This window comes from Bordetella sp. (assembly GCF_057362025.1).
Genome location: NZ_JBMQQZ010000056.1, coordinates 1 through 25,617, shown reverse-complemented (window position 1 = coordinate 25,617; position 25,617 = coordinate 1). Strand labels below are relative to the sequence as shown.

Below are 25,617 nucleotides of genomic sequence, written 5' to 3'. Positions count from 1 at the left end.
CGTGATGGCTACCAGGATGAAGGGCAGCGCCAGCTGCACATCCGCGAAGCGCATCACGATCACGTCCCAGACGCCGCGGTAATAGCCCGCGATCAAGCCCATGACGGTGCCCAGCAGCGCGCCGAAGAACACCGAGACGAACCCTGCCGTCAGGGATATCTGCCCACCCACCACCACGCGTGCCAGCACGTCGCGCCCCAGCGGATCGGTACCCAGGACATGGGCCAGGCTCTGGAACGGCGGGGTCAGGCGCGCCGCCAGGTCCATGCCTTCGCCGCCATCGGGGAACAGCCAGCCCGACAACAGGACGGCCAACACCACGGCGCCGGTCAGCACCACGCCCATGACGAATTCCAGGGATCGGAAGCGGTTGCGCGAGCGCCGCTTGGCCGCTGTCTCGGTCAGCGTCGTTTGCATGGAATCACCGGATACGGATGCGCGGATCGACGATGCCGTAGGCAATATCGACCAGCAGGTTGACGATAATGATGACCAGCGCCAGCACGGTGACGGCGCCTTGCAGCACGGGATAATCGCGTGCCGCGATGGCGTCGAAAGCCAGGGTGCCCATGCCGGGCCAGTTGAAGACCTTCTCGATCACCACAATGCCGCCGATCAACCCGCCGAACTGCAGGCCCATGTATGTGATCAAGGGAATGGAGCAATTGCGCAGCGCGTGCTTGTACAGCACGACGCGTTCGCGCAGGCCTTTGCTGCGCGCCACCATGATGTACTGGGCCGAGAGCGTTTCCAGCATCGTCGTGCGCACCAGGCGCACGTTGGTCGCGCTCAGGATCACCGCCATGGTCAGGGCCGGCATGATCAGGCTGGCGGGGCCGTCCCATCCGGACGGCGGCAGCAGCGGAAACGTGATCGACAACAGCAGCACCAGCATCAGGGCCAGCCAGAAATTGGGAAAGGACAGGCCCACCAGCGAAAAAATGCGTATGGCCTGGTCCGCCGCCTTGCCCTTGTGCACGGCGGCATGCACGCCCAGCGGGATGGACACCAGCAGCGACAGCGCCAGGGACACGAAGGCCAGCAGAAGCGTGGCCGGCAGCGCATCGCCGATCAATCGCGCCACCGATGTGCCGCCCATGAAGCTGTGCCCGAAGTCGCCGACCAGGATGCCATGCATGTACGACAGGTATTGCACGGAAAAGGGCCGGTTCAGTCCCAGCGCCTGCCGGATGTTCTGCAGATCCTGTTCGGTAACGCTGCCGGCTCCCTGGCTGAGCATAATGGCCGGATCGCCGGTCAGGCGCACGGCATAGGAAACGAGCAGCGTCACGGCCAGGATCACGAAGACCGCCTGCAGGACGCGTTTGATAAGAAAACCGATCATCTCGTAGGCGCCCCGGGGCCGTGCCCGGAGCGCAAGTCAGGTTGGCGAAATCATTCGACGCTGGCGTCGACGAAACGGAAACGGATGTCGCCCGGCACCGACAGGTTCTTGACGCGCTTGTTCACGCCCACCACGGTGTCCAGCGCATAAAGCGGCATTTCAAGCGCGTTGTCGGCCACATAGGCGGCGATCTGGCGCAGGGTCTTCTGCCGTTCGTCCGTCTTGTAGGTATTGCGCTGCGCCTCCAGCATCGCGTCCAGCTTGGCGTCCTTGTCGTACGGATTCCATTTCTGGCCGCTGTGGTACATCAGGTAGGCCGTATTGTCGTAGTCGTACGTCCAGCCGCCCCAGTACATCTGCCAAAGCTCGCCGGTCTTGCCCTGCGGGATGATGTCGTTGATCAGCACGGGCGTTTCGTAAGGCTTGATGGTGGTCTTGATGCCGACACCCTGCAAATAACCGGCGATGGCCTGCGCCACCTCGCGGAATTGCGAATCGCTGCCGCGGATATCGAGCTGGATCGCAGCACCCGGCTTGACGCCGGCCTTGGCCAGCAGCTTCTTGGCCTGGGCGGGATCGAAGGGCAAAGGCTTGAGGGCCGGATCGTAGCCGAAGGACAGATCGCCCTGGAAGCTGGCGATGGGCTTGGCATAGCCCATCAGCAACTGCTTGATGATGGCATCGCGATCCACTGCCATGATCAGCGCCCGGCGCACGTCGCGATCCTTGGTGATCCCACGCGACGTGTCATAGCGCGCCACGACCGTACCCGGGCCGCTGGTGCTGACGATAGTGGCGTTGCTGGACTTCTTGATCGTATCCACCAGGCCCAGCGGGATGGCGGTGGCGATATCCACGCGGCCGGCCTGCAGTTCCGCCACCTGCGTCGCGGGCTCCGCGATGAAGCGGTACACCACCTGGTCCAGCTTGGGCTTGCCACCCCAGTAGTCGTCATTGCGTGCCAGGGTCAGGCTGATCTTCGGCTTGTATTCGACGAACTTGAAAGGCCCCGTGCCGACGGGATGCTCGTTGAAGTAGGCGTCTCCCTTCTCCTGGATGTACTTGGGCGGCACGATCATGCCGCCGTAGCCGGCCAGCTTGGTCAGGATGACGGGGTCCGGCCGCTTCATCATGAAATCGACGGTGTGCGCGTCCACCACCACGACCTTGTCGATGGAGTTGTAGTTCGACTGTTGCGGTCCCTTGGCGCCTTCCGGTCCCAGGAGGCGATCGAAGGTGAACTTGACGGCGTTCGCGTCGAACGGTTCGCCATCATGGAACTTGACGTTTTCGCGCAGCTTGAAGCGGATGCGCGTGTCGTTGTCCAGGAACTCCCAGCTGGTCGCCAGGCCCGGCTGCAGCTTCATGTCCGCGCCGCGCATGGTCAGGCCGTCGAACAGGTTGCTGCCCACCGAACCCCACCATGTCACGAATGTGTCGATGGGATCCCAGCTGCCGGCATCTTGCGTAATGGCTACGCTCAGCGTGCCGGCTGCCTGGGCCGGCGCGGCGGCGGCCAGCGCGCCGCTGATGGCGAGCGCCGCGCCGAGCGCGCGAGCGGTCTTGGTGAAGGTAAACATGAGCGCCTCCAGGGACGTGGGGATCGTTGATGACGATAAAGAAGAGAACTCGGGGTCCATCGCGGTCAGGCCGCCTCGGCCACCATGTGGCCCGGCGCGACTTCCACCAGGGGAACAACGCGCGGCGCGTCGCCGACGCGGCGCACCGGACTGGGAATTTCGCCTGCGAGCAGCGTGGTGTCGATATGCCGCCCCGGCTCGGCCACCGGCACGGCGGCGAGCAGCTTGCGTGTGTAGGGATGCCGGGGCGTTTCGAAGATATCGCGCCGGCGGCCCATTTCGACGATCTGGCCCAGATACATGACGGCGACGCGATGGCTGACCTTCTCGACCACCGCCATATCGTGGGTGATGAACAGATAGGAAAGCCGCCGATCCTTCTGCAGATCCATCAGCAGGTTCAGGATCTGCGCCTGTATGGACACATCCAGCGCCGATACCGATTCGTCGGCGATGATCAGGTCCGGATCGCTCGCCAGCGCCCGCGCGATGCACACCCGCTGGCGCTGGCCGCCGGAAAACTCGTGCGGATAGCGGCGCGCGTGCTCGGCCCGCAGGCCGACCTGCTCCAGCAATTGCGCGACCCGCGCCGCGATGGCCTGCTGCCCATGCAGCAGGCCATGCGTAACGATGGGCTCCGCGATGCTGAAACCCACCGTCTTGCGCGGGTCCAGCGAGGCATAGGGATCCTGGAAAATGTATTGGATCTGCTGGCGCAGCCGCCGCCGTCCGGCGGCATCCATGGTGAAAATATCCCGGCCCTGGTAAAGCACCTGCCCGGCCGTCGGCGCGAGCAATTGCTGCAGCGTCTTGCCGATGGTCGACTTGCCGCTGCCCGATTCGCCGACCAGCGCGAGCGTCTCGCCAGGGTAGATATCGAAGTCGACACTCTCGACCGCGTGGACGCGATGCGTCACCCGTCCGAAGAACCCCCGGCCCATATCAAAGCGTGTGGTCAGGCCGCGCGCGCTCAGTAAAGGCTGCGTGTAGTCGGCCGTATCCTGCTCATGCGTGGAACCGACTTCGCGCAGAATGCCATCCTCGAGCACGACGTGCGGCGTACGCAGGGGCAGGTCCCGTCCCGTCATGGCGCCCAACCTCGGCACGGCGGCCAGCAGCGCACGCGTGTAAGGGTGCTCCGGCGCGCGGAACAGGCGTTCCACCGGTCCCTGCTCCACCTTGCGGCCGCGCAACATCACGACGACGTCGTCGGCCATTTCGGCGACCACGCCCATATCGTGCGTGATAAAGATGACGGCAGTGCCCAGATCGCGCTGCAGCTCACGGATAGTGTTCAGTATCTGGGCCTGGATGGTGACATCCAGCGCCGTGGTGGGCTCGTCGGCGATCAGCAGGCGCGGCCGGCACGACAGCGCCATCGCGATCATCACACGCTGGCGCATACCGCCGGAAAGCTGGTGCGGATAACGGTCCAGCATTTGCGCCGCGTCCGGCAGCCGTACTTTCTCCAGCAGGGCACGCGCCGCTTCGCGAGCCGCCGTGCGCGACAGGCGCTGATGCAGGACGATCGCTTCGGCCACCTGGTCGCCGACGGTGAACACCGGGTTCAGTGACGTCATGGGCTCCTGGAAGATCATCGCCACATCATTGCCGCGAATGGCGCGCATGTCGTCCTCGGAGGCACGCGTCAGGTCGATTTCCCGGCCGCCCTTGTCCCGCAGCATGACGCTGCCTCCGGCGATGCGGCCGCCCGTATAGTCGGTCAGCCGCATGATGGCCATAGACGTTACCGATTTGCCGGAGCCGGATTCGCCGACGATGGCCAGGGTGCGGCCGGGATAGACATCGAAATCGAGCTGGTCAACGGCACGGAACACGCCGTCTTCGGTCGGGAAATCCACCGACACCCCGCGCAGGGAGAGCAGCGGGGAAACCATATCTGCGGGCGTAGACAAGGAAGGAGCGAAGCTTGGGGAAAAAAGCGATCTTAACGATTTATCGGTAAATCTTGAACAACGCCCCGCATCCGACGGCCCCGGGGAAACCCTGCTTGCGCTGCACAAAAAATCAGGTCGCTGCCACCGCGCCCGCCGGCTCCACCCTGACCGTCAGTGCGACAACTCCCGGAACGCGAGCGTCTGGCCATCGGCATCGGTTTCTTCCATGCGCACCTTGAAACCCCACAGCCGCGACAGATGCTTCATCACCTGGTCGGCGTCTTCCGCCACCAGCGGCCGTCCGCGCGTCTGTTGATGGCGCAGCACCAGCGAGCGATCCGAATCCCGGTTGAACTGCACCACCTGCACATCGGGGACCAGATTGTCCCGGTTGTGCTGCTCGGCCAGCAGCTTGCGCACATGGCGATAGCCTTCGTCGTCGTGGATCGCCACGACCTCCAGCTGGGGATTTTCTTCGTGATCGGCGATCGCGAAGAAACGGAACTCGCGGATCAATTTGGGCGAAAGATACTGCGAGATAAAGGATTCGTCCTTGAAGTTGCGCATGGCGAAGTCCAGTGTCTTCAGCCAGTCGCCGCCCGCGATATCGGGGAACCACCGCCGGTCTTCTTCCGTCGGGTTTTCGCAGATCCGCCGGATGTCGGTCATCATGGCGAAGCCCAGTGCGTACGGATTGATGCCGCCATAGCCGCGCTGGTCGAAGCCCCGCTGGCTGACCACGTTGGTATGGCTTTGCAGGAACTCGATCATGAAACCGTCATCGACCAGCCCCTTTTCGTGCAGGCGATTGAGGATGGTGTAGTGCCAGAACGTGGCCCAGCCCTCGTTCATGACCTTGGTCTGCATTTGCGGGTAGTAATACTGGGCGATCTTGCGGACGATGCGCACCAGCTCGCGTTGCCAGGTCTGCAGCTTGGGAGAGTACTTCTCGATGAAGTACAGGATGTTTTCCTCGGGCTCTCGCGGGAATACCTCTTTCTTGCCGGTTTCGGACGCCTCGGCCTTGGGCACCGTGCGCCACAGGTCGTTGAACTGGACACGCTGGTATTCCTCGCGATCGGCGACGCGCTGCAGCTCTTCCTTGTACGAGACCGGGTTGGGCCGCTTGTAGCGGTCCACGCCATGGGACGACAGGGCGTGGCAGGAATCCAGGATTTCCTCCACCGCTTCGATGCCGTAGCGGTCTTCGCAGGCCATCACGTAGTTGCGCGCGAACACCAGGTAGTCCAGCACGCCGTCGGCGTCGGTCCACTGCCGGAACAGGTAATTGCCCTTGAAGAATGAGTTGTGGCCATAACATGCGTGCGCGATCACCAGCGCCTGCATCGCCATGGAGTTTTCCTCCATCAGGTAGGAAATGCAGGGGTTGGAATTGATGACGATTTCGTAGGCCAGACCCTGCACCCCACGGCGGTACGCCTGTTCGTTGCGGATGAATTCCTTGCCGTACGACCAGTGCGGATATCCCACCGGCAGGCCCGCTGACGCGTAGGCGTCCAGCATCTGTTCCGACGTGATGATCTCGATCTGGTTGGGATAGGTATCCAGCTTGAATTCCGCCGCGATCTCGGCAATGGCCTCGTCGTAACGGCGGATCAGCTCGAATGTCCATTCCGACCCCGTTGAAATCGGGGACGCGAGGCGCCCCGCGCCAGGGATCTCCAGACTGCTCATGATGCCATTCATGCCACGGCCTCCTTCCTGAACAACTCATGGAAGACGGAAAAGATCTCGCCACGCTCGGAAATACGCCGCATGACGAAATGCTCGGCGGGCTCGCGCTCGTATTCCGCCCACAGGCTGCTCTTGCGCACATCGTGCGTATCGTGGATTTCGATATACGCGAAATAACGAGCCGCCGGCAGCAGGTGTTCGGAAAGGTAGCGGGCGCTGCGAGCGGCATCCGCGCCGAACGAGTCGCCGTCGCTGGCCTGCGCGGCGTAGATATTCCAGGTAGAGGGCGAATAGCGCTTTTCGATGATGTCGCGCATCAGCTCCAGCGCCGACAGCACCACCGTGCCCCCGCTCTTGGGATCATGGAAGAAGGTGTCCTCATCCACTTCCTCGGCGTTATCCGTATGCCGGATGAATACCAGGTCCACGTGCTCGTACTTGCGCATCAGGAAAAGGTAGAGCAGCGTGAAAAACCGTTTGGCCAAGTCCTTTTTGTTCTCGTCCATCGAGCCGGACACGTCCATCAGGCAGAACATCACCGCACGCGCCATGGGGACGGCCACGGATACGCGATGCCGGTAACGCAGGTCGATTTCGTCCAAAAAGGGGACACTGGAGACCCGCTCGCGAGCGGACTTGACCTGCGCGCGGGCCGCTTCCAGCAGGGCCAGCGAGGCGCCCTGGCGTTCCAGCTCTTCCAGAGCGTCCTCGGCCTCTGTCAGTTCGCGGCGGGCGCCGATGCTAAGCGCGATGCGCCGCGACAACGACGCCTTCAGCGTGCGGCCAACCGCCAGCGAACTGGGAGAGCCGCTGGTGGTGTAGCCGGCCCGGTGCCATTTTTTCTGGTGCACATCCCCAAGCTGGGTACGTGCGAGGTGAGGCAATTCCAGGTCTTCGAAGAAGAAATTCAGGAACTCCGCGCGGGACAGCGTGAACGTGAATTGGTCGACGGAATCGCCTTCCCCGGGATCGCCGCGGCCGCCGCCGTCTCCGCCGCCATCCGGCCGGTCGATGGTGTCGCCCTTGGCGAATTCCCGGTTTCCGGGATGCACCATTTCCCGGTCACCCCCCATGCCATGGCGCAAACGCGGCTCGGAGATATCCCGGGTGGGAAGGTTGATCTCCCCACCCTGGTCCATCTCTTCGATCGAGCGCTCGCGTATCAGGTCCCGCACCGCCTTCCGGACTTGGTTCTTGTAGCGCCGCAGGAACCGCTCGCGGTTCACGGTGCTTTTATTGCGTCCGTTGAGACGACGATCGATAAGTGAATTCATACTACCTCGCTCAGGAGGACTTTCGCACCCGCAAGTACCACTCGCAAAGCAGGCGGACCTGCTTTTCGGTATAGCCCTTCTCGACCATGCGTTCCACGAAGCTCTGGTGCTTGCTCTTGTCCTCCGCCGACGCCTTGGCGTTGAAGGAAATGACGGGCAGAAGGTCTTCCGTGTTCGAGAACATCTTCTTCTCGATCACCTCTCGCAACTTCTCGTAGCTGGTCCACGTGGGGTTGCGCCCGCTATTGTTGGCGCGCGCCCGCAGCACGAAATTGACGATCTCGTTGCGGAAGTCCTTCGGATTGGCGATACCGGCCGGTTTCTCGATTTTCTCCAGTTCGTCGTTCAGGGCCGACCGATCGAAGCTTTCGCCGGTCTCGGGATCCCGGAATTCCTCGTCCTGGATCCAGCAATCGGCAAAAGTGACGTAGCGGTCGAAGATGTTCTGCCCGTACTCGGAATAGGATTCAAGGTAGGCCGTCTGGATTTCCTTGCCGATGAATTCGGCATACCGGGGCGCCAGGAAACCCTTGATGAATTCCAGGTAGCGGCGCCGCGTGTCTTCCGGGAAGTCTTCGCGGGCAATGCGCTGCTCCAGCACGTACATCAGGTGCACCGGGTTGGCGGCGACTTCCGTCTGGTCGTAATTGAAGACGCTGGAAAGGATCTTGTACGCGAAACGCGTCGACACCCCGGTCATTCCCTCGTCGGTGCCGGCGTAATCCTTGTATTCCTGCAGCGCCTTCGCCTTGGGATCGACATCCTTCAGGCTTTCGCCGTCGTAGACCCGCATTTTGGAATAAATGCTGGAATTTTCCGGTTCCTTCAGTCGGGTCAGGACCGAAAATTGGGCCATCATGTCCAGCGTGCCGGGCGCGCAAGGCGCCTCCGCCAGCGAGCTGTTGTGCAGCAGCTTGCTGTAGATCTGGATTTCCTCGGTCACCTGCAGGCAGTACGGCACCTTGACGATGTAGATCCGGTCCAGGAACGCTTCGTTGTGCTTGTTGTTGCGGAAAGTCTGCCATTCGGATTCGTTCGAGTGCGCCAGGATGGCGCCATTGAACGGGATGGCTGAAAAGCCCTCGGTGCCCTTGAAGTTGCCTTCCTGCGTGGCCGTCAGCAGGGGGTGCAGCATCTTGATGGGCGCCTTGAACATTTCGACGAATTCCAGCAAGCCCTGGTTGGCCAGGCATAGCCCGCCCGAATAGCTGTAGGCGTCCGGGTCGTCCTGCGAATAGCGGTCCAGCTTGCGGATATCCACCTTGCCGACCAGCGAGGAAATATCCTGGTTATTTTCGTCGCCCGGTTCGGTTTTGGCGATGGCTACCTGCCGCAACACGGAAGGATTCAGGCGCACCACGCGGAATTGGGAAATATCGCCGTCGTATTCCCTGAGCCGCTTGACCGCCCAGGGCGACATGATGCCGGTCAGATAGCGCCGCGGTATCCCGTAATCCTGCTCCAGCTGATCGCCGAAGCGCGTCGGGGCAAACAGGCCCAGCGGCGTTTCGTTGACCGGCGAGCCTTTCAGGGCATAAATGGGGTAGGTTTCCATGAGCGTCTTCAGACGCTCGGCGATGGAGGATTTACCGCCGCCCACCGGCCCCAGCAGATAGAGAATCTGCTTGCGTTCTTCCAGGCCCTGTGCGGCATGCTTGAAGAAGGAAACGATCTGCGAGATCACGTCCTCCATTCCGAAGAATTCCTTGAAGGCCGGATAACGCCGGATCACCCTGTTGGAAAACAGCCGGGACAGGCGCAGGTCGTTGCGCGTGTCGACGATTTCGGGTTCACCGATCGCAGCAAGCATCCGTTCCGCGGGACTGGCATATGCCATCGGATCGCGCTTGCACAGATTCAGGTATTCCTCGAGCGAGAGCTCGGTTTCCTGATCTCGGGCGTACTGCGATTTGAAGCCTTCGACGATGTTCAGCATCGGGATACCTCCAACAACATCAGAAAAGGGCTAGCCGTGCGTCATCCCCATTGTGTGCCCTATTTGGCTCCGTGTCGCCAGTGGTACAGATTCACGGTAAAGCTATGTTGCTTTCCCCACACACAGCTATCGCAACAGGATTACGGCCATACGATTTAGTCTCTGTGCGAGCGGTACAAGTTCCCCTCGCGAAAGCAACTGAAATGACTTCTGCAAAGGGTTTTCGAGGCCTCCGGATCCCTCGAGATAACCGCCACGAACCGATCGAAAACATGTGCGTTCAGACACCGGCGGAAGCTCCCTCGGATACCTGCATCATGCGTTCGACGTAGCGCGCAATGGTGTCGATCTCCAAATTAACTTTGTCGCCTACGTTTACGTTACGCAACGTGGTCATGTTTTGGGTATGAGGAATTACGTTAATGGTGATGTCACTACCCTCCTCTCCGTCTTTTACGCGGTTCACTGTAAGGCTTATGCCATTAACCGTAACAGAGCCTTTGTAGGCCAGGTATTTGGCAATTTCCTTTGGCGCGCGGATGATAAGCTCCCGCGACTCTCCGACTTGCGCATAGCCCGCCACGACACCCAAACCATCGACGTGTCCGGATACCAGGTGGCCGCCCAGCGCATCGCCGACTCGCAGCGATTTTTCGAGATTCACTTCGGCGCCTTCGCGATCCAGCCCGACGGTAAGCCGCAGGCTCTCGCGCGAGATATCGACATCGAAGCTGTTTTCCTGCAGTGCCACCACGGTCATGCAGGCACCCTGGACGGCGATCGAATCACCGAGCTGGACGTCGGATAGGCCGAGATTTCCAGCATCGATACGGACGCGGATACCGCCGCTGCCGTCCTGGGATTCGTAAGGCTGGGTTTGCTCGATACGGCCCACTGCCGTGACGATGCCGGTAAACATAAAAAACTCCTGGAGAGGTCTGACCACATGAATATCGGCCTCCCGACAACCATGCGCATGCGGCGCGCCTGAGCCGGCCGGCCCCGATATCCATAGGATACGCGCACTGGGAAGAGCAGGAATGCCGCGGGAACTACGAGAAGGAATATGCGTTCAGCGGGGAGTGGCAGCACTCTGCAGCGCTTGCCAACGATCCGCGAAACGCCCGCGCAGCCGGACATCGCCGCCCACCGGCCGCACGTCGACGAAGTCGAAGCGCCGGGCATTGTCCAGATGCGAAAGCATCGGAAGCTTGACCATGCCGGCGGCATCGCCCAGCAAAACCGGCGCGATGTAGGCCAGGATCTCATCCACGCAATCTGACGATAGCAGAGCGCCGGTCAGGCCGGCACCGGCTTCGACGTGGACTTCGTTGACGTGATGGCGCGCCATCCAGCGCATCATGGCGGGCAAATCGACCCGTCCCGGCTCGGCGCTGGGCAGCACGATCACACGCGCATTGCGGCGCGCCAGCCGTTCCGCCTTGACCGGATCGTCATGGGCTGTGAAGACCCAGACCTCTTCGCCATCGAACAGGCGCGCGCCCTCGGATATCTGCAGCCGGCCGTCGACCACCGCCTTGCGCGGCTGGCGCGGAACTTCCACATCCCGCACGGTAAGGCGGGGATCGTCCTTCTGCACGGTCCCCATGCCGGTCAGGACCACGTCGGCACGAGCACGCCAGGCATGGCCGTCCGCGCGTGCTTCGGCACCCGTAATCCATTGCGACATTCCGTTATGCAGGGCGCTGCGACCGTCCAGCGAGGCTGCCATCTTCACCCATGTCCATGGGGTGCCTCTGCTCATCCTTGCCGCGAATCCGGCGTTCAAGGCCAGAGCCTCCTGCATGCAGACGCCCGTCGCGATGGGGATGCCCTGGGCCCGCAGACGGGCCAGGCCCGCGCCGTTGACCTGCGGATTGGGATCCCCCATGGCCACCACGACACGTGCGGGCGCGGCGGCGACGACGGCATCCACGCATGGCGGCGTCCGGCCGAAATGGCTGCATGGTTCCAGGGTGACGTAGAACGTGGCGCCCGCGACAGGGACGCCGCGCGCCGCGGCATCGCGCAAGGCGCAGATCTCGGCATGGGGGCCACCCGGCGGTTGGGTGGCGCCTTCGCCCAGGACCTGGCCGTCGCGGACGATCACACAGCCCACCCGGGGATTGGGCGCGGTGGTATGAAGCACCCCGCGCGCCAGATCCAGGGCGCGCCGCATCCAGTGAAGATCCTGTTCTTCGCTCCTGGGCACGTCAGGGCTCTTTGCGAAGCTTGCCGGAGAGCAACGGACCCTGCATTTCGCGGATGGCTTCGATGAATTCGCCGATATCCTCGAAGCTGCGGTAGACCGAAGCGAAACGGACGTAGGCCACCTTGTCCAGCTTGCGCAGTTCGGTCATTACCAATTCGCCCACGTAGGCGGAAGGGACTTCCCGCTTGCCGCTGGTCAGCAGGGCTTCCTCGATGCGGGCGACCGCCGCATCGACGTCTTCGGTGCTGACCGGCCGCTTGCGCAACGCCAGGGACAGGCTGGCGCGCAGCTTGCCCTGGTCGTACTCGCTGCGGCTGCCGTTACGCTTGACGATGGACGGCATGACGAGCTCCACCCGCTCGTAAGTGGTGAAGCGCTTGTCGCACTGCTGGCAGCGGCGGCGCCGGCGGATGGTTTCGCCCTCTTCCAACACCCGGCTGTCGATGACCTGGGTGTCGGCATGGCCGCAGAACGGACAGCGCACGTTATCCCCGCTGTCAGCCGTAGACCGGCAGACGGGCGGTCAGCGCGTCGACGCGCTCGCGTACCGAGGCGATATTGGCCTCGTTGCGCGGATCGTCCAGCACGTCGGCGATCAGGTTGGCGGTGAGTTCGGTTTCCGCTTCCTTGAAACCCCGGGTGGTGATGGCCGGCGTACCCAGGCGGATGCCGCTGGTCACGAAGGGCTTTTCCGGATCGTTGGGAATCGCGTTCTTGTTGACCGTGATGTGGGCGTGGCCCAGCACCGCTTCGGCTTCCTTGCCGGTAATACCCTTGGCGCGCAGGTCGACCAGCATGACGTGGCTTTCGGTCCGTCCGGAGACGATACGCAGGCCGCGCTTGACCAGCGTTTCGGCCAGCACCTTGGCGTTCTTGGCCACCTGGTGGGCGTAATCGCGGAATTCCGGCTGCAAGGCTTCCTTGAAGGCGATGGCCTTGGCGGCGATGACGTGCATCAGAGGGCCACCCTGGATACCCGGGAAAATTGCCGAATTGATGGCCTTTTCGTATTCGGATTTCATCATGATCACGCCACCGCGGGGGCCGCGCAGCGATTTGTGCGTGGTCGAGGTGACGAAATCGGCGTGCGGCACCGGGTTGGGATACACGCCGCCCGCCACCAGGCCGGCGTAGTGGGCGATGTCTACCATGAAGAGCGCGCCATTGTCGCGGGCGATGCGCGCCATGCGCTCGAAATCGATATGCAGGGCATAGGCGGACGCGCCGGCGACGATGAGCTTGGGCTTGTGCTCCTGCGCCAGGGATTCGACCTTGCCGTAATCGAGCACTTCATCGGCGTCCAGCCCGTAAGGCAGGAAGTTGTAAAGCTTGCCGGACGCGTTGACGGAGGCCCCGTGAGTCAGGTGGCCGCCTTCGGCGAGGCTCATGCCCAGGACCGTATCGCCCGGCTTGAGCACCGCCATGTACACGCCCTGGTTGGCCTGCGACCCGGAGTTCGGCTGCACGTTGGCGGCCTCCGCGCCAAACAGCTCCTTGAGGCGATCGATGGCCAACTGTTCCACGATGTCGACGAACTCGCAGCCGCCGTAGTAGCGCTTGCCCGGATACCCTTCCGCGTACTTGTTCGTCAGTTGCGTGCCCTGCGCCTGCATGACCGCCGGACTGGCATAGTTTTCCGATGCGATCAGCTCTATGTGCTGTTCCTGGCGGTGGTTTTCCTTCTGGATGGCGGCCCAGACGGCTTCGTCCACCTGGGAAATGGTGCGGGTACGGTCAAACATGGAAGTTCCTGAACGGAGTCAAAAAGCGGAAAAGGCGTATTCGGGATAGTTTACCGTGCGGTTACGGTGCTTTTTGTCCATTTACGCGTTGGAAATGTCCTGTCCGGGGATTTTTTCGCCACGGGGCGCGCCATCGGAAAAGCCGCTCATGCCAGCGTGAAGGCGCCTCATGCTGGCGCCGCCGTGGCGGCTCGGACGCAACGACGATCCGGTATACCGGCGCCCCGCCGCACGGAAAGGCGCGCAGAGGGCGTGCTGCCCGATACCCTGGCAGCGCGGCGCCCGCCAGGTCCCGCGGACCGCGGCACCGGTATGGTGCAAGGAAAAGCGCCGCTGATGCGGCGCCTGCAATACGTCGAAGCAGGTCCGGGCGACGAGCCGAGGGACTATCCCGGCCGCGCCCGCCCCGCGCTCATGCCGAGGTGGTGCCGATCTGCCTGGGTGCCAACGAGGGGTTCAGCGTGTACACACCGGTCAGGGATGCCTGCGCCAGGATCTTGCCCTGGATGGCGCTGAGCACCTGTTTTCCGTTGAACGTGCCTTCCACGTCCAGCCGTGGGACGCTCAGGGCATAGAGCGTAAAGATATAGTGGTGTACCAGGCTGTCGTTCCAGGGCGGGCACGGCCCGTCATAGCCGAAATAGTCGCCGCTCATGTCGCGATCGGCGGCAAACCAGCTGGTGTAGTCGTTGATCCCCTGGCGCGCCTCGTGCGGTGCGAGCGGACCGCCCTTGCCACGCGGCGTGATGCCGTTGGAAAAGGCGCCTTCCTCGATTTCCCGCATGTCCGCCGGCAGGTCCACCAGCACCCAATGGAAAAACTCCACGCGCGGCAGCTCGGCGGGCACCACGCGCCCTTCCTGGTTGACGTCGTCCGGCTTGCTGGGCACGTCCGGATCGTGGCAGACCATGACGAAGGACTGGGTGCCGTCCGGCACATCGTCCCAGGAAAACTGGGGGTTGAAGTTATCCGCCAACGCGACGTGCGACTGCGGGTCGATCCGCGCGAAGGCATAGCGCTCGGGGATCGACTCATTATCGGAAAAAGACAAGCTCGCTAGCTTCATGGCATGCCTCCTTTAAAAAAACAAAAGGATGGGTCGTATGCGTCGTCGGATGATTCCCTACGACGCCAAGGTAACACGCGCGAACTTCCGTTTTCCTACTTGGATCACGTAGACACCCCCGGACAATTGCAACGATTTGTCTTCCACCTTCTCGCCGTTCACGCGCACGCCTCCCTGTTCGACGTTGCGCTGGGCTTCGGCGCCTGACGCGGCCAGCCCGGCTTCGCGCAGCACCTTCAGAATGCCGAGCGGCGCGCCGGCCACCGTGACTTCCGGCATATCCTCGGGCAGGGCGCCATCGCGGAAGCGCGCTTCGAATTCGGCCAGGGCATCGCGGCCGGCCTGCGCGCCATGGAAGCGCGCAACGATTTCCTGCGCCAGTTCGACCTTGGCATCGCGCGGATTGCGGCCCGCTTCGGTGGCGGCTTTCAAGGCGGCGATGTCGTCCAGCGAACGGAAGGACAGCAACTCGTAGTAGCGCCACATCAGCGTATCGGAGATCGACATCAGCTTGCCGAACATCGATCCCGGAGCCTCCGAGATACCAATATAGTTGCCCTTGGACTTCGACATTTTGTCGACGCCGTCGGTACCTTCCAGCAGCGGCATGGTCAGGATGCACTGCGGCTCCTGCCCATACTCCTTTTGCAGTTCACGGCCGACCAGCAGATTGAATTTCTGGTCCGTGCCGCCCAGCTCCAGGTCGGATTTCAGTGCCACCGAGTCATACCCCTGCATCAGGGGGTACAGGAACTCGTGTACCGAAATCGGGATGCCGCCCTTGAAGCGCTTGGTGAAATCCTCGCGCTCCATCATGCGAGCCACCGTGTACCGGGATGCCAGCTGGATCATGCCGCGGGCGCCGAGCGGGTCGGACCACTCGGAGTTGTAGCGGATTTCCGTGCGCGCGGGGTCCAGCACCAGGCTGGCCTGTGCGTAGTACGTTTTCGCGTTCGACTCGATCTGCTCCCGCGTTAAAGGGGGACGGGTGTTATTGCGCCCGCTGGGGTCGCCGATCATGGACGTGAAATCGCCGATCAGGAAGATGACGGTATGGCCCAGGTCCTGGAGCTGCCGCATCTTGTTCAGGACGACCGTATGGCCCAGGTGGATGTCCGGTGCCGTGGGATCGAGCCCCAGCTTGATGCGAAGGGGGACGCCGGTGGCGCGGCTGCGGGCCAGTTTGCGCACGAATTCCGACTCGACGAGCAGTTCGTCGCAGCCGCGCTTGGCGACGCGGAGGTCGGCTTCGACTTCCGCGGTAATGGGAGCTTCGGATTGGGACATATTGGGGAACGATCTAACCCTTCCGGACAGGCAAAGGGGAGGTAAAAATCACAAAAGTTGTCGAAAATTCTAGCCGAATCGGCTAGGATACCGCCCTAATCATACGCAACTGTCATGGGGGCACTGTCGCCCCAGGGTTTTTCTGAAGATGACTACAGGGTCCAACGAACCCGGGGCCGGCGGCCCACCCGCCTCCACGCTCCCCACCCTGCCGAATTCCGCATTCCCCTCCCGCCGTTCCCGAATTTTCCGCGCGGCCGTTGTCGCCACCGCGATGGGTTTGTTTGCCGCCGCCGCCGCGGTCGGCATGGTTCAGCATCCCGACGCCGACCTGCCGCCGACCCGTACGATCGAGAAAGTCATGGCCCTGTCGCCGGCCGACTACGAAGTCAGCGACGGGTCCACCTCCCCCTATGTCAACGAGACCCGCATCCGCCGCGGGGACACTCTGGCAGCGATCCTGCAGCGCCTGCATGTGGACAGCGACGGCCTGCAGACTTTCCTGACCGTCGATCCGAGCGCGCGCAGCATCTACAAGCTGTACCCGGGCCGCACGGTGCAGGCCGCCACGGACGGCGACGGCAACCTGGTCTGGCTGCGCTATGTCCATACCCCGGGCAACGATTCGGATGGCCAGGTGGTTACGCGCTTCCTGGAAGTCAAACCCGACGGCGATAACTATACCGCCCGGGAAATGACGGAGGATACGGATCGCCAGGTCCGCGTGGCGATGGGCACCATCGAATCGTCGCTCTTCGCCGCGACCGATGCGGCGGGAATCCCGGATTCGGTCACCCTGCAGATGGCCGACATCCTGAGCGCCAAGATCGACTTCCTGCGCAGCCTGCGCCAGGGCGACCAGTTCCGCGTGGTGTACGAAACGCGCTCGCACGACGGGCGCTACGCCGGCGCGGGCCGCGTACTGGCACTGGAATTCGAAAACCAGGGCAAGCTGTACACCGCGGTGTGGTTCCAGCCGCCCGGCAGCACGGCGGGCTCCTACTACGGTTTCGACGGTACCAGCCTGCGCGGCGCCTTCCTGCGCACCGCGCTGAAGTTCAGCCGCATCAGTTCCACCTTCGGCATGCGCATGCACCCTATCCACAAGACGTGGACGGGACATAAAGGCGTGGACTATGCCGCGCCCACCGGCACACCGATCCACAGCACGTCGGACGGCGAGATCGCATTCGCCGGCACGCAGAACGGCTACGGCAACGTCGTGATCGTCAAACACGACAACAAGTTCTCCACGCTCTACGCCCACCAAAGCCGCATTGCGCCCGGCATCCGCAAGGGCGTGCGCGTCACGCAGGGTGAAGTCATCGGCTACGTCGGCCAGACCGGCTGGGCCACCGGTCCGCATCTGCACTATGAATTCCGCATCAACGGCCAGCCTGTCGATCCGCTCTCGGTCGACCTGCCGGTGGCGCAGAAGCTCGAAGGCAAGGAAGCGGTCGCCTTCGCGAAGGAAACCGCGGTCTACAAGCAGCAGTTGAATATGCTGGCGCAATTCCAGCAATCCATGCCCGGAACAACGCTGGCCAGCGCCGCCAGCAACTGATCCAGGGCGCCACCCGGACAGCGCCATGACCACAGCCGCCGGTTTGTTCATCGGACTGATGTCCGGCACCAGCACCGACGGCGTGGACGGCGTTCTTGCCCGCATCGCGCCGGATGGCCGTCCGGCGGTGCTGGCGGAAGCCAGCCTGCCCATGCCGGACGAACTTCGGCAGACGCTGCTGGCCTTGAATGCACCGGGCCCGGACGAACTCGAACGCGCGGCCCGCGCATCTCTGGCCCTGGCGGAATGTTATGCGGACACCGTCCGGCAACTGCTGGCAACGGCTGGCGTAACGAATACCGAAGTCCTGGCCATCGGCGCGCACGGCCAGACCGTGCGCCATCGGCCCGATCTGGGCTACACCATCCAGCTGAACGCGCCTGCCCTGCTGGCCGAACGCACAGGCATCCCGGTCGTAGCGGATTTCCGTGCACGCGATGTCGCGGCCGGCGGCCAAGGCGCCCCCCTGGTACCGGCCTTTCATGCGGCTATCTTCGCGGCCGATGTGCCACGCGCGGTGTTGAACCTGGGCGGCATCGCCAACGTTACCCTGCTGGCGCCTGGACGGCCCGTAACCGGCTTCGATACCGGGCCGGCAAATATGCTGCTGGACGAATGGTGCCGGCGCCATACCGGGCAACACTACGATGACGACGGCGCCTTCGCCGCGGCCGGCAAGGTGGACACCAACATCCTGGAATATTTGCTGGCCAGCGAACCGTGGCTCAGCAAGCGCCCGCCCAAATCCACCGGCCGCGACCTTTTCAATGCCACTTGGCTGGACAACCGCCTGAACGCCTGGGATGGCTATTGCCGCCGGCTCACGCCGCAGGACATCCAGGCCACCTTGCAGCGCTTCACGGCGCGCACAGTTGCCCAGGCCATCGACCGGGAAGCACCTGACACGCGGGAAATCCTGGTCTGTGGTGGCGGCGCACGCAATCGCGGATTGATGCGTGACCTTGCGGAGTGCCTGGGCCGACCCGTCGCCAGCACAGATGTCCACGGCGTTCCCGCCCAGTCCATGGAGGCGCTGGCGTTCGCATGGCTGGCCTGCGCCCATTTGAACGGCGTGGCTGCAGGCCTGCCGGCGGTGACGGGCGCACGTGGCGCGCGGGTGCTGGGCGCGCTTTATCCAGCCTGATCGACTCCACTCGCAGTACTGGCGCGGCCCGGTCGGCGCCGACGCCTGCCAGGCCTAGCCTCGCATGTAAAAACGATGAAAAAGCAAAACGGGCGCAAGCGCCCGTTTCTGTTTTGTGCCCGGGCTGCATTTTCCGCGCCCCGGCATTCCGCGAGCCCGGCCTCAGCCGGACACCGCCGCGATCGTCAGACCGAGAACGAGGACCCGCAACCACAGGTCGTGGTGGCGTTCGGGTTCCGGATGACGAATTGCGCGCCTTCCAGGTCTTCCTTGTAGTCGATTTCCGCGCCGACCAGATACTGGAAGCTCATGGGGTCGACGAGCAGCTGCACGCCTTCCTTGTCCAGCACGGTATCGTCTTCGTTGACGACTTCATCGAAAGTGAAGCCGTACTGGAAACCGGAGCATCCGCCGCCCTGCACGAAGACGCGCAGTTTGAGTTCAGGATTGCCTTCGTCAGCCAGCAGATCCTTGACCTTGGCGGCTGCGGCATCGGTGAAAATCAGCGGCGTCGGCGGGGCCGACTGCAGATCGACGGTTTCGGTTACTGCGTTCATTTGGTGACTCCTGCCCGATATGGGCGGGGCCCAGGCGGGCCCGATAAATTCGTGAAGGGCGCAAAATCCCGCCCCGATTACCACCTACTATAGCGCAGCGCCCGGCCGATTCAAAATGCCACGGCAGCCTGCTCAGACGCCTGCACTGCGCCGTCCTGGACCACCTCTACAGCGACTTCCGTCGGCGTGAAATCGGGAGGCAGCGCCAGGATGCCTTCACTGCTTCGGTACTGGTCTACTTCCAGCGGGACCAGCGTGGACGCCGCGGCGACGGCGTTGGCGCCGTCCGGCGCCGTCGTCTGGCCGCCGTCGGGAAGCGTCGCCACACCGGCCTGCACGGAGCCGCCTTTTTCCGCATCGGAAATCGCCGTGCCGGTATCCGGCGAAGACCCCGACGGCGGCATGGGCGCCCCGCTGGCGCGGTCCGGCTCCCCCGACATCGTCTGGAGCGGTGCCAAGGGCAGCCGGACTTCGGCACCGTCCCGCAGCCCCGAGGCGACGAAGCGCAGGCTGCCGACAAAAGGCGCCAAGCCAGGCCGCGCGCTGCGCATCAGCAGCACCCGGTAGCGCAGGCCGGCGGGCACCCGGGCCATCGAGACCGCGCGTATGGATAGCGTGCCCGTGGGTCCGGCCGGAAGCAACTGATCGTAGAAGGCCAGCCGGTCGCGCAATTGTCCCGCCTGGGCCTGCAATGCCGCCACGTTGTCTTCGAGCGTGCGGCGCGCGGCACGCTCCACCGCCAGATCGGCATCGGAGGCAGCCAGTTGGCCACGCAGCCCCTGGACCTGTGCCTCGGCCTGCTCGGCACGCGCCTGCAGCGCTGCAAGGCGTTCCCGCGTTGCCTCACGGTCCGTGCCGACAGGCCGGAAGAGCATGGCCAGCCCGAGGATGATGCCGGCCAAGGCACCCAGCCCCAACGCCCCTGCAACCGCGCCCGCCCGGAAACTCCAGGGCTGCCTGCCCTGTGCCGGCACGACGGGCTCGTCGGGCGGCTGGCGGTTCATCTCGTTCCCCCGGCCGGGCAGGCCGCCGAGCCTTGGCGCAACCGTCAAGGCAGCACGGCCACCTGCCCCAGGCCGGCATCCTCGGGCAAGCCGAACATGATGTTCATGTTCTGCACTGCCTGGCCCGCCGCGCCTTTCACCAGGTTATCCTGCACAACCAGGACGACGAGCAGATCGCCGCCCTCTGGACGATGGAGCGCGATGCGCAAGTCGTTGGAGGCACGCACGGAACGCGTTTCCGGCAAGCTGCCGGCGGGCATGACGTCCACGAACGCTTCGTTTGCGTAGCGCTTTTCGTACAGGGCCTGGAAATCCGTGCCGCGGGCCTCCGGCAGGATGCGGGCATAGAGGGTCGAGTACATCCCGCGGATCATGGGCACGAGGTGCGGGACGAAGGTCAGGCCCACCTTGCCGCCGGCCAGGCGTTCCAGTTGCTCCGAGATCTCTGGGTGATGACGATGGCCCGACACGCCATAGGCCTTGAAATTATCGCTGGCTTCGGAGAAAAGCAGGCCGACCTCGGCCTTGCGGCCGGCCCCGGATACGCCGGACTTGCAATCGGCGATCAAGGTCTGCGTATCGATCAGGCGCGCGCCGTTTTCCAGCAGGGGCGCCAGGCCCAGCGTTACCGTGGTGGGATAGCAGCCGGGGTTGCCCACGACCCGCGCCTTGGCCACCCGCTGACGATTGATTTCGGGAATTCCGTAGACGGCTTCTTCGAGGATCGCCGGGCAGGAATGCGGCATCTTGTACCACTTCTCGAATACCGCCGTGTCCTGCAGGCGAAAGTCCGCCGCCAGGTCGATGATGCGCGTGCCGGCGTCCAGCAGGGCCTGCGCCTGCGCCATTGCCACGCCATGAGGCGTGGCGAAGAACACGACGTCGCAATCCGTGAGCGGAGCCTTCTCCGGCGTGGAGAACGCCAGCTTCACGCGGCCGCGCAGGTTCGGGAACATGTCGGCGACCGGCATGCCGTCTTCCTTGCGGGATGTGATGGCGGTGAGTTCCGCGCCAGGATGCTGGGACAACAGACGCAGCAATTCGACGCCGGTATACCCCGTCCCGCCTACGATGCCGACCTTCACGCGTGCGCTGGATGCTTGTGCCATGGTTGCTGTTCCGAGTGACTTGCTGGACCGAAAAACGAAGCTTCGATTGTATCGCCGCGCCATGCCCGAGCCTGGACCGAACCGCGGCACTCGGGCGAGCCGAAATGTCCGGCGCGGACATGGGCCTGGACCCAGGCCTGGGCGCGGCCCCAAGGGCCCGCGCCAACCCCACCAAAACAAAAAGGCCGCTTTCGCGGCCTTTTTGCTGGACATTAACGCTTGCTGAACTGCTTGCGCCGACGTGCCTTGCGGAGGCCGACTTTCTTACGTTCGACTTCACGCGCATCACGCGTCACCAGGCCTGCCTGCGAGAGGGCGGGCTTGAGCGTGGCGTCGTAGTCGATCAGGGCGCGGGTGATGCCGTGGCGCACGGCACCGGCCTGGCCAGATTCACCGCCGCCATGGACGTTGACCTTGACGTCGAACGATTCCAGATGGCCGGTCAGTTCGAGCGGCTGACGCACGACCATGCGGCCGGTTTCGCGCGCGAAGAACTCGTCGACGGGCTTGCCGTTGACGACGATCTTGCCCGTGCCTTTCTTGAGGAACACGCGGGCCACCGACGTCTTGCGGCGGCCGGTTCCGTAATTCCAGTTACCGATCATGACGATTCCTTAGATTTCCAGCGGCTTGGGCTGCTGGGCGGTGTGCGGATGCTCGGCACCGGCGTACACCTTCAGTTTCTTGATCATGGCATAGCCGAGGGGACCCTTCGGCAGCATGCCCTTGACCGCCTTCTGGATGGCGCGGCCGGGAAAACGCTGCTGCATTTTCTCGAAGTTGGTCTCGCGGATGCCGCCCGGGTACGTGGTGTGGCGGAAGTACTTCTTGTCCTGCGACTTGTTCCCGGTAACGACGATGTCCGCCGCGTTGATGATGACGATGTAATCGCCCGTATCGACGTGAGGCGTGAATTCGGGTTTGTGCTTGCCACGCAGACGGTGTGCGACTTCGCTGGCCACACGACCAAGGACCTTGCCCTTTGCGTCGATCACAAACCACTCACGCTTGACTTCATGCGGCTTTGCCACAAAGGTCTTCATGATGGTTCCTGAATGAATGAGATGTTGCCGGCCAACGCAAAACCGCCAGCCGGGAGGTCTTTTCCCTATCCGGCCTAAGCGTTATCAGCCACCCGTGCCGGTCGAAATTAGGGAAAGTCTGCGATTCTAGCATGGAATCGCTCATATTTTGAGCGATCCCATGCCTGCCGCGGCTCAGGCGCCCAGATAGGCTTCCAGCACGCGGGGATGGCCCAGCAGTTCCCGGCCTGTCCCCGATAATGCCAGGGCGCCGTTTTCCAGCACATAGCCATGCTGCGCGATCTTCAGCGCCTGGCGCACGTTCTGCTCCACCAGGAAGAGCGTAAGTCCATCGGCATTGATGGCCCGCAAGGCGCGGAAGATTTCCTGGACCACGATGGGCGCCAGGCCCATCGACGGCTCATCCAGCAGCAAGAGCCGGGGCTTGGCCATCAGCGCCCGCCCGATCGCCAGCATCTGCTGTTCGCCGCCTGACAGGTTGCCGGCGATGCCGTCCAGGCGCTCCTTCAGTCGAGGGAACAGGTTGAACACGTAGCCCAGGTCCGCGCCGGTATCGACGCGCCCCCGGCGGTAGGCGCCCAGTTCCAGGTTTTCGCGCACCGTCATGGTGGTCAGGATGGCGCGCCCTTCCGGGACCTGCACGATGCCGCGCGCGACGATCTGGTTCGGCGCCAGGCGCGTGATGTTCTCGCCTTCGAAGAAAACGGCCCCCTTGGCCTTGGGCAGCAATCCGGATAGCGCCAGCAAGGTGGTGGATTTGCCGGCGCCGTTGGCGCCGACCAGCGCGGTGATGCCACCCGCCTGCAGCGACATGTCCACGCCGCGCACGGCTTCGATATGTCCGTAATTCACTTCCAGGCCGCGGATTTCCAGCATGGCGGTCATTTTTCCCCCTCCTGCCGTCCGGCGATTTCGCTAGCGGATGGGGCAGCACGCTTTTCGAGGGCCTGGGCGGCCGCGCCCTGATTGCCCTGCTGTCCGGCGTCTTCGTCGTCGTCATCGCGGCCAAGATAGGCTTCGATGACCTGTTCGTTGTTGCGTATGGCCTCGGGCGGCCCACTGGCGATGATCTTGCCGAAGTTCAGGACCGCGATGGTCTCGCACAGGCCCATGACGAAGCGCATGTCGTGCTCGATCATCAGGATGGTGTAGCCGCGGCCGCGGATCGCCTCGATTTCGCGCATCAGTTCCGCGCGCTCGCCGGTGTTCATGCCTGCCACCGGTTCATCCAGCAGCAGCAGGCGCGGCTCGGTGGCCAAGGCGCGGGCGAGTTCAAGGCGGCGCTGTTCGCCGTAGGAAAGGTTGTCGGCCAGATCGTTCGCCTTGTGGTCCAGCCGCATCCAGGTCAGCAGTTCGAGCGCCCGTTCGCGCGCGCGCGCCTCGTGACGGCGGAAACCGGGCAGGCTGAACAGCATGCCGGCAACGCCATAGCCCATGTGCCGGTAAGCGCCCACCACGACGTTTTCCAGCAGCGTCATTTCCTTGAACAAGCGGATGTTCTGGAAGGTACGCGCGATGCCCGTGCGCGTGATCTGGTGCGGAGCACGGCCCACCAGGCTCTGGCCGGCGAAGCGAACCTGGCCGCCGCTGGGACGCAGCAGGCCGGTGATGATGTTGAACACCGTGGTCTTGCCGGCGCCGTTGGGTCCGATCAGGCCGAAGATGGCGCCTTCGGGCACCTGCAGGTTGACGTCCTGCAGCACATGCAGGCCGCCGAAACGCATGGAGATGGAAGAGAGATCAAGCATGCCGCTTGCCTCCCTTGCGCGCCCAGCGCGCGAAACGCGCCGGGTCCCAGATGCCTTGCGGCAGGAACAATACGATCAACACCAGAATCAGTCCGTTTGCCACCAGGCGGAAATCGCTGAAGCCGCGCAGCATTTCGGGCAACAGCGTGATGATGGCACTGCCCAGCACGGGTCCCGGCAGCCCGCCGATGCCGCCGAGAATTGCCATGGTCAGGATCTCCACCCCGCGGTCGAAACCGTATTCTCCCGGCCCGATGAAGAAAGTCAGGTGCGCATTCAGCGCGCCGGCCAGGCCCGCGATCACGGCGCCCAGGATGAAGGCGAGCATCTTGTTGGCGCGCACGTTGATGCCCATGAGGCCTGCCGCGGTTTCGTCGCCGCGTATCGCATCGAAGGCACGTCCCAGCTTGGATACGCGGACCCGCCAGAGCACGGCCAGCACGATGACCACGGAAAGCAGCACATGCCACCATTGCGTGGATTGCGGGATGCCGTTCAAGCCCAGCGCGCCGCCAGTGAGCGATTCGGTGTTCAGCACCGTGACGCGCACGACTTCGCCGAAACCCAGCGTGGCCATGGCGAGATACACGCCGGACAAACGTATCGTCGGCAGGCCGATCAGCGCGGCGACGATGGCTGGCGCCAGCATGCCCCCAGCCAGCGCCACGGAAAACGGCGCCCCGTAGTTCATGGTCAGCAAGGCCGCCGTGTAGGCGCCGATGCCCATGAAAGCGGCGTTGGCCATGGCGAGCATGCCGCACGCCAGCGTCAGCCAGATCGACAGCGCCAACAGGGCATTAGTGCCCAGCGTCAACACCACATTGCCGTAGATGGCCCAGAAATTTTCAAATCCACTCATGATCAGGCCTTGCGTTGCACCACTTTGCCGAACAGGCCCTGGGGGCGCACCAGCAGGATCAGGAAAAGCAGGCCGAAAGCCACGGCGTCGCGCATCGTCGACCCGATGTACGCCACTGACAGCACTTCAGCGAAGCCCAGGAACAGGCCGCCCAGCATGGCGCCGCGGATATCGCCCATGCCGCCGAGGATGATGACGGCGATGCCTTTATGCAGCATCGGCTGTCCCATCAAGGGATAAAGCGCGTTCGAATACAAGCCGATCAGCAGGCCCGCCACGCCGCCCAGGCCGCCCGCCAGAAAAGACGTCAGCAGGAACAGCTGCTCGACGTTGATGCCCAGCAGCCAGGCTGCCTTGGGAGATTCGGCAATGGCGCGCAGCGCACGGCCGAACTGGGTGCGGCGCATCACCAGCATGAGCACCGCCATCAACGCGAAGGACAGGAAGATGATCCCGAGTTCGATCGCCGTGACATGTATGCCTGCAATGACCAGCGTCCCTTCCGGCACCACGCCCGGCGGGAACCTGAGGTTGCTGGCGCCGTAGATGCCTTG

24 protein-coding genes are annotated in these 25,617 nt (G+C 63.5%); 2 read left to right on the top strand and 22 right to left on the bottom strand.

The genetic code is table 11. The features are described 5' to 3' along the window. From ACO1P8_RS11160 to tyrS, 13 genes are all read right to left on the bottom strand, one after another. On the bottom strand, positions 1-417 hold a 417-nt coding region (locus tag ACO1P8_RS11160), incomplete at its 3' end, for an ABC transporter permease (RefSeq protein ID WP_486295955.1). A gap of 4 nt (positions 418-421) precedes the next feature. Next, entirely contained in the window at positions 422-1,345 is a 924-nt protein-coding gene (locus ACO1P8_RS11155; RefSeq protein ID WP_094843845.1) for an ABC transporter permease, read from the bottom strand. 50 nt (positions 1,346-1,395) lie between these two features. Beyond that, positions 1,396-2,925 carry an ABC transporter substrate-binding protein gene (locus ACO1P8_RS11150; RefSeq protein WP_486295954.1) on the bottom strand — a complete coding sequence of 510 codons (1,530 nt, stop codon included), beginning with the start codon at positions 2,923-2,925 and terminating at the stop codon, positions 1,396-1,398. Positions 2,926-2,990: 65 nt separating this feature from the next. Beyond that, a complete protein-coding gene (locus ACO1P8_RS11145) occupies positions 2,991-4,823 on the bottom strand; it encodes an ABC transporter ATP-binding protein (protein ID WP_486295953.1) in 1,833 nt (610 codons plus the stop codon). Between the two features lie 171 nt (positions 4,824-4,994). Then, on the bottom strand, positions 4,995-6,530 hold the full coding sequence (locus ACO1P8_RS11140; RefSeq protein WP_486295952.1) for a SpoVR family protein: 1,536 nt from the start codon (positions 6,528-6,530) through the stop codon (positions 4,995-4,997). Then, complete coding sequence (locus ACO1P8_RS11135; RefSeq protein WP_486295951.1) at positions 6,527-7,792, bottom strand: YeaH/YhbH family protein; 1,266 nt, start codon at positions 7,790-7,792, stop codon at positions 6,527-6,529. Before ACO1P8_RS11135 ends, ACO1P8_RS11140 begins: the two co-directional genes overlap by 4 nt. A 10-nt stretch (positions 7,793-7,802) precedes the next feature. Further along, positions 7,803-9,728, bottom strand: coding sequence for a PrkA family serine protein kinase (locus tag ACO1P8_RS11130; protein WP_486295950.1), 1,926 nt, complete (start codon positions 9,726-9,728; stop codon positions 7,803-7,805). A 280-nt stretch (positions 9,729-10,008) separates the two neighbouring features. Next, positions 10,009-10,647: a riboflavin synthase gene (locus ACO1P8_RS11125; RefSeq protein ID WP_486295949.1), complete on the bottom strand. Its 639-nt coding sequence runs from the start codon at positions 10,645-10,647 to the stop codon at positions 10,009-10,011. A gap of 153 nt (positions 10,648-10,800) precedes the next feature. Beyond that, entirely contained in the window at positions 10,801-11,940 is a 1,140-nt protein-coding gene (gene ribD / locus ACO1P8_RS11120; protein WP_486295948.1) for a bifunctional diaminohydroxyphosphoribosylaminopyrimidine deaminase/5-amino-6-(5-phosphoribosylamino)uracil reductase RibD, read from the bottom strand. A 1-nt stretch (position 11,941) separates the two neighbouring features. Further along, positions 11,942-12,424, bottom strand: coding sequence for a transcriptional regulator NrdR (gene nrdR / locus ACO1P8_RS11115; protein WP_094843853.1), 483 nt, complete (start codon positions 12,422-12,424; stop codon positions 11,942-11,944). Positions 12,425-12,437: 13 nt separating this feature from the next. After that, entirely contained in the window at positions 12,438-13,682 is a 1,245-nt protein-coding gene (gene glyA / locus ACO1P8_RS11110) for a serine hydroxymethyltransferase (protein WP_486295947.1), read from the bottom strand. A 412-nt stretch (positions 13,683-14,094) separates the two neighbouring features. Then, positions 14,095-14,748 carry a YbhB/YbcL family Raf kinase inhibitor-like protein gene (locus tag ACO1P8_RS11105; protein WP_486295946.1) on the bottom strand — a complete coding sequence of 218 codons (654 nt, stop codon included), beginning with the start codon at positions 14,746-14,748 and terminating at the stop codon, positions 14,095-14,097. A gap of 57 nt (positions 14,749-14,805) precedes the next feature. Then, complete coding sequence (tyrS, locus tag ACO1P8_RS11100; protein WP_094843856.1) at positions 14,806-16,035, bottom strand: tyrosine--tRNA ligase; 1,230 nt, start codon at positions 16,033-16,035, stop codon at positions 14,806-14,808. A gap of 148 nt (positions 16,036-16,183) precedes the next feature. On the opposite strand from tyrS, the gene ACO1P8_RS11095 reads away from it, so the two are divergent. Beyond that, the gene (locus ACO1P8_RS11095; RefSeq protein ID WP_486295945.1) at positions 16,184-17,599 is read left to right on the top strand and encodes a peptidoglycan DD-metalloendopeptidase family protein; all 1,416 of its coding nucleotides are present in this window, start codon (positions 16,184-16,186) and stop codon (positions 17,597-17,599) included. A gap of 25 nt (positions 17,600-17,624) precedes the next feature. After that, entirely contained in the window at positions 17,625-18,743 is a 1,119-nt protein-coding gene (locus ACO1P8_RS11090; RefSeq protein ID WP_486295944.1) for an anhydro-N-acetylmuramic acid kinase, read from the top strand. Positions 18,744-18,928: 185 nt separating this feature from the next. Here the strand turns inward: ACO1P8_RS11090 and erpA are convergent, their stop codons facing one another. The 9 genes from erpA to ACO1P8_RS11045 all read right to left on the bottom strand — a co-directional run. Next, positions 18,929-19,300 carry an iron-sulfur cluster insertion protein ErpA gene (gene erpA / locus ACO1P8_RS11085; RefSeq protein WP_486295943.1) on the bottom strand — a complete coding sequence of 124 codons (372 nt, stop codon included), beginning with the start codon at positions 19,298-19,300 and terminating at the stop codon, positions 18,929-18,931. Between the two features lie 110 nt (positions 19,301-19,410). Then, positions 19,411-20,304, bottom strand: a complete 894-nt coding sequence (locus tag ACO1P8_RS11080) for a DUF6776 family protein (RefSeq protein ID WP_486295942.1) — start codon at positions 20,302-20,304, stop codon at positions 19,411-19,413. A gap of 44 nt (positions 20,305-20,348) precedes the next feature. Next, positions 20,349-21,413, bottom strand: a complete 1,065-nt coding sequence (argC, locus tag ACO1P8_RS11075; RefSeq protein ID WP_486295941.1) for an N-acetyl-gamma-glutamyl-phosphate reductase — start codon at positions 21,411-21,413, stop codon at positions 20,349-20,351. Between the two features lie 212 nt (positions 21,414-21,625). Then, the gene (gene rpsI, locus ACO1P8_RS11070) at positions 21,626-22,018 is read right to left on the bottom strand and encodes a 30S ribosomal protein S9 (protein WP_066355857.1); all 393 of its coding nucleotides are present in this window, start codon (positions 22,016-22,018) and stop codon (positions 21,626-21,628) included. A 9-nt stretch (positions 22,019-22,027) separates the two neighbouring features. Next, a complete protein-coding gene (rplM, locus tag ACO1P8_RS11065) occupies positions 22,028-22,456 on the bottom strand; it encodes a 50S ribosomal protein L13 (RefSeq protein ID WP_094844847.1) in 429 nt (142 codons plus the stop codon). Positions 22,457-22,630: 174 nt separating this feature from the next. Continuing rightward, positions 22,631-23,341, bottom strand: a complete 711-nt coding sequence (locus ACO1P8_RS11060; protein ID WP_486295940.1) for an ABC transporter ATP-binding protein — start codon at positions 23,339-23,341, stop codon at positions 22,631-22,633. Beyond that, entirely contained in the window at positions 23,338-24,204 is an 867-nt protein-coding gene (locus tag ACO1P8_RS11055) for an ABC transporter ATP-binding protein (protein ID WP_486295939.1), read from the bottom strand. Before ACO1P8_RS11055 ends, ACO1P8_RS11060 begins: the two co-directional genes overlap by 4 nt. Beyond that, positions 24,197-25,063: a branched-chain amino acid ABC transporter permease gene (locus ACO1P8_RS11050; protein ID WP_486295938.1), complete on the bottom strand. Its 867-nt coding sequence runs from the start codon at positions 25,061-25,063 to the stop codon at positions 24,197-24,199. Before ACO1P8_RS11050 ends, ACO1P8_RS11055 begins: the two co-directional genes overlap by 8 nt. Before the next feature lie 2 nt (positions 25,064-25,065). Beyond that, positions 25,066-25,617: branched-chain amino acid ABC transporter permease (locus ACO1P8_RS11045; RefSeq protein WP_486295937.1), on the bottom strand; the 552-nt coding region annotated here is incomplete at its 5' end.

Bases quoted from the DNA above. Each gene is read 5' to 3' on its own strand.
- ACO1P8_RS11055 (WP_486295939.1), bottom strand. From the start codon at position 24,204: ATGCTTGATCTCTCTTCCATCTCCATGCGTTTCGGCGGCCTGCATGTG.
- ACO1P8_RS11095 (WP_486295945.1), top strand. From the start codon at position 16,184: ATGACTACAGGGTCCAACGAACCCGGGGCCGGCGGCCCACCCGCCTCC.
- rpsI (WP_066355857.1), bottom strand. From the start codon at position 22,018: ATGATCGGTAACTGGAATTACGGAACCGGCCGCCGCAAGACGTCGGTG.
- ACO1P8_RS11105 (WP_486295946.1), bottom strand. From the start codon at position 14,748: ATGAAGCTAGCGAGCTTGTCTTTTTCCGATAATGAGTCGATCCCCGAG.
- ACO1P8_RS11080 (WP_486295942.1), bottom strand. From the start codon at position 20,304: ATGAACCGCCAGCCGCCCGACGAGCCCGTCGTGCCGGCACAGGGCAGG.
- tyrS (WP_094843856.1), bottom strand. From the start codon at position 16,035: ATGTCCCAATCCGAAGCTCCCATTACCGCGGAAGTCGAAGCCGACCTC.
- ACO1P8_RS11060 (WP_486295940.1), bottom strand. From the start codon at position 23,341: ATGACCGCCATGCTGGAAATCCGCGGCCTGGAAGTGAATTACGGACAT.
- rplM (WP_094844847.1), bottom strand. From the start codon at position 22,456: ATGAAGACCTTTGTGGCAAAGCCGCATGAAGTCAAGCGTGAGTGGTTT.
- erpA (WP_486295943.1), bottom strand. From the start codon at position 19,300: ATGAACGCAGTAACCGAAACCGTCGATCTGCAGTCGGCCCCGCCGACG.
- ACO1P8_RS11145 (WP_486295953.1), bottom strand. From the start codon at position 4,823: ATGGTTTCCCCGCTGCTCTCCCTGCGCGGGGTGTCGGTGGATTTCCCG.
- argC (WP_486295941.1), bottom strand. From the start codon at position 21,413: ATGGCACAAGCATCCAGCGCACGCGTGAAGGTCGGCATCGTAGGCGGG.
- ACO1P8_RS11150 (WP_486295954.1), bottom strand. From the start codon at position 2,925: ATGTTTACCTTCACCAAGACCGCTCGCGCGCTCGGCGCGGCGCTCGCC.
- ACO1P8_RS11050 (WP_486295938.1), bottom strand. From the start codon at position 25,063: ATGAGTGGATTTGAAAATTTCTGGGCCATCTACGGCAATGTGGTGTTG.
- ACO1P8_RS11125 (WP_486295949.1), bottom strand. From the start codon at position 10,647: ATGTTTACCGGCATCGTCACGGCAGTGGGCCGTATCGAGCAAACCCAG.
- ACO1P8_RS11140 (WP_486295952.1), bottom strand. From the start codon at position 6,530: ATGAATGGCATCATGAGCAGTCTGGAGATCCCTGGCGCGGGGCGCCTC.
- ACO1P8_RS11135 (WP_486295951.1), bottom strand. From the start codon at position 7,792: ATGAATTCACTTATCGATCGTCGTCTCAACGGACGCAATAAAAGCACC.
- glyA (WP_486295947.1), bottom strand. From the start codon at position 13,682: ATGTTTGACCGTACCCGCACCATTTCCCAGGTGGACGAAGCCGTCTGG.
- ACO1P8_RS11155 (WP_094843845.1), bottom strand. From the start codon at position 1,345: ATGATCGGTTTTCTTATCAAACGCGTCCTGCAGGCGGTCTTCGTGATC.
- ACO1P8_RS11090 (WP_486295944.1), top strand. From the start codon at position 17,625: ATGACCACAGCCGCCGGTTTGTTCATCGGACTGATGTCCGGCACCAGC.
- ACO1P8_RS11130 (WP_486295950.1), bottom strand. From the start codon at position 9,728: ATGCTGAACATCGTCGAAGGCTTCAAATCGCAGTACGCCCGAGATCAG.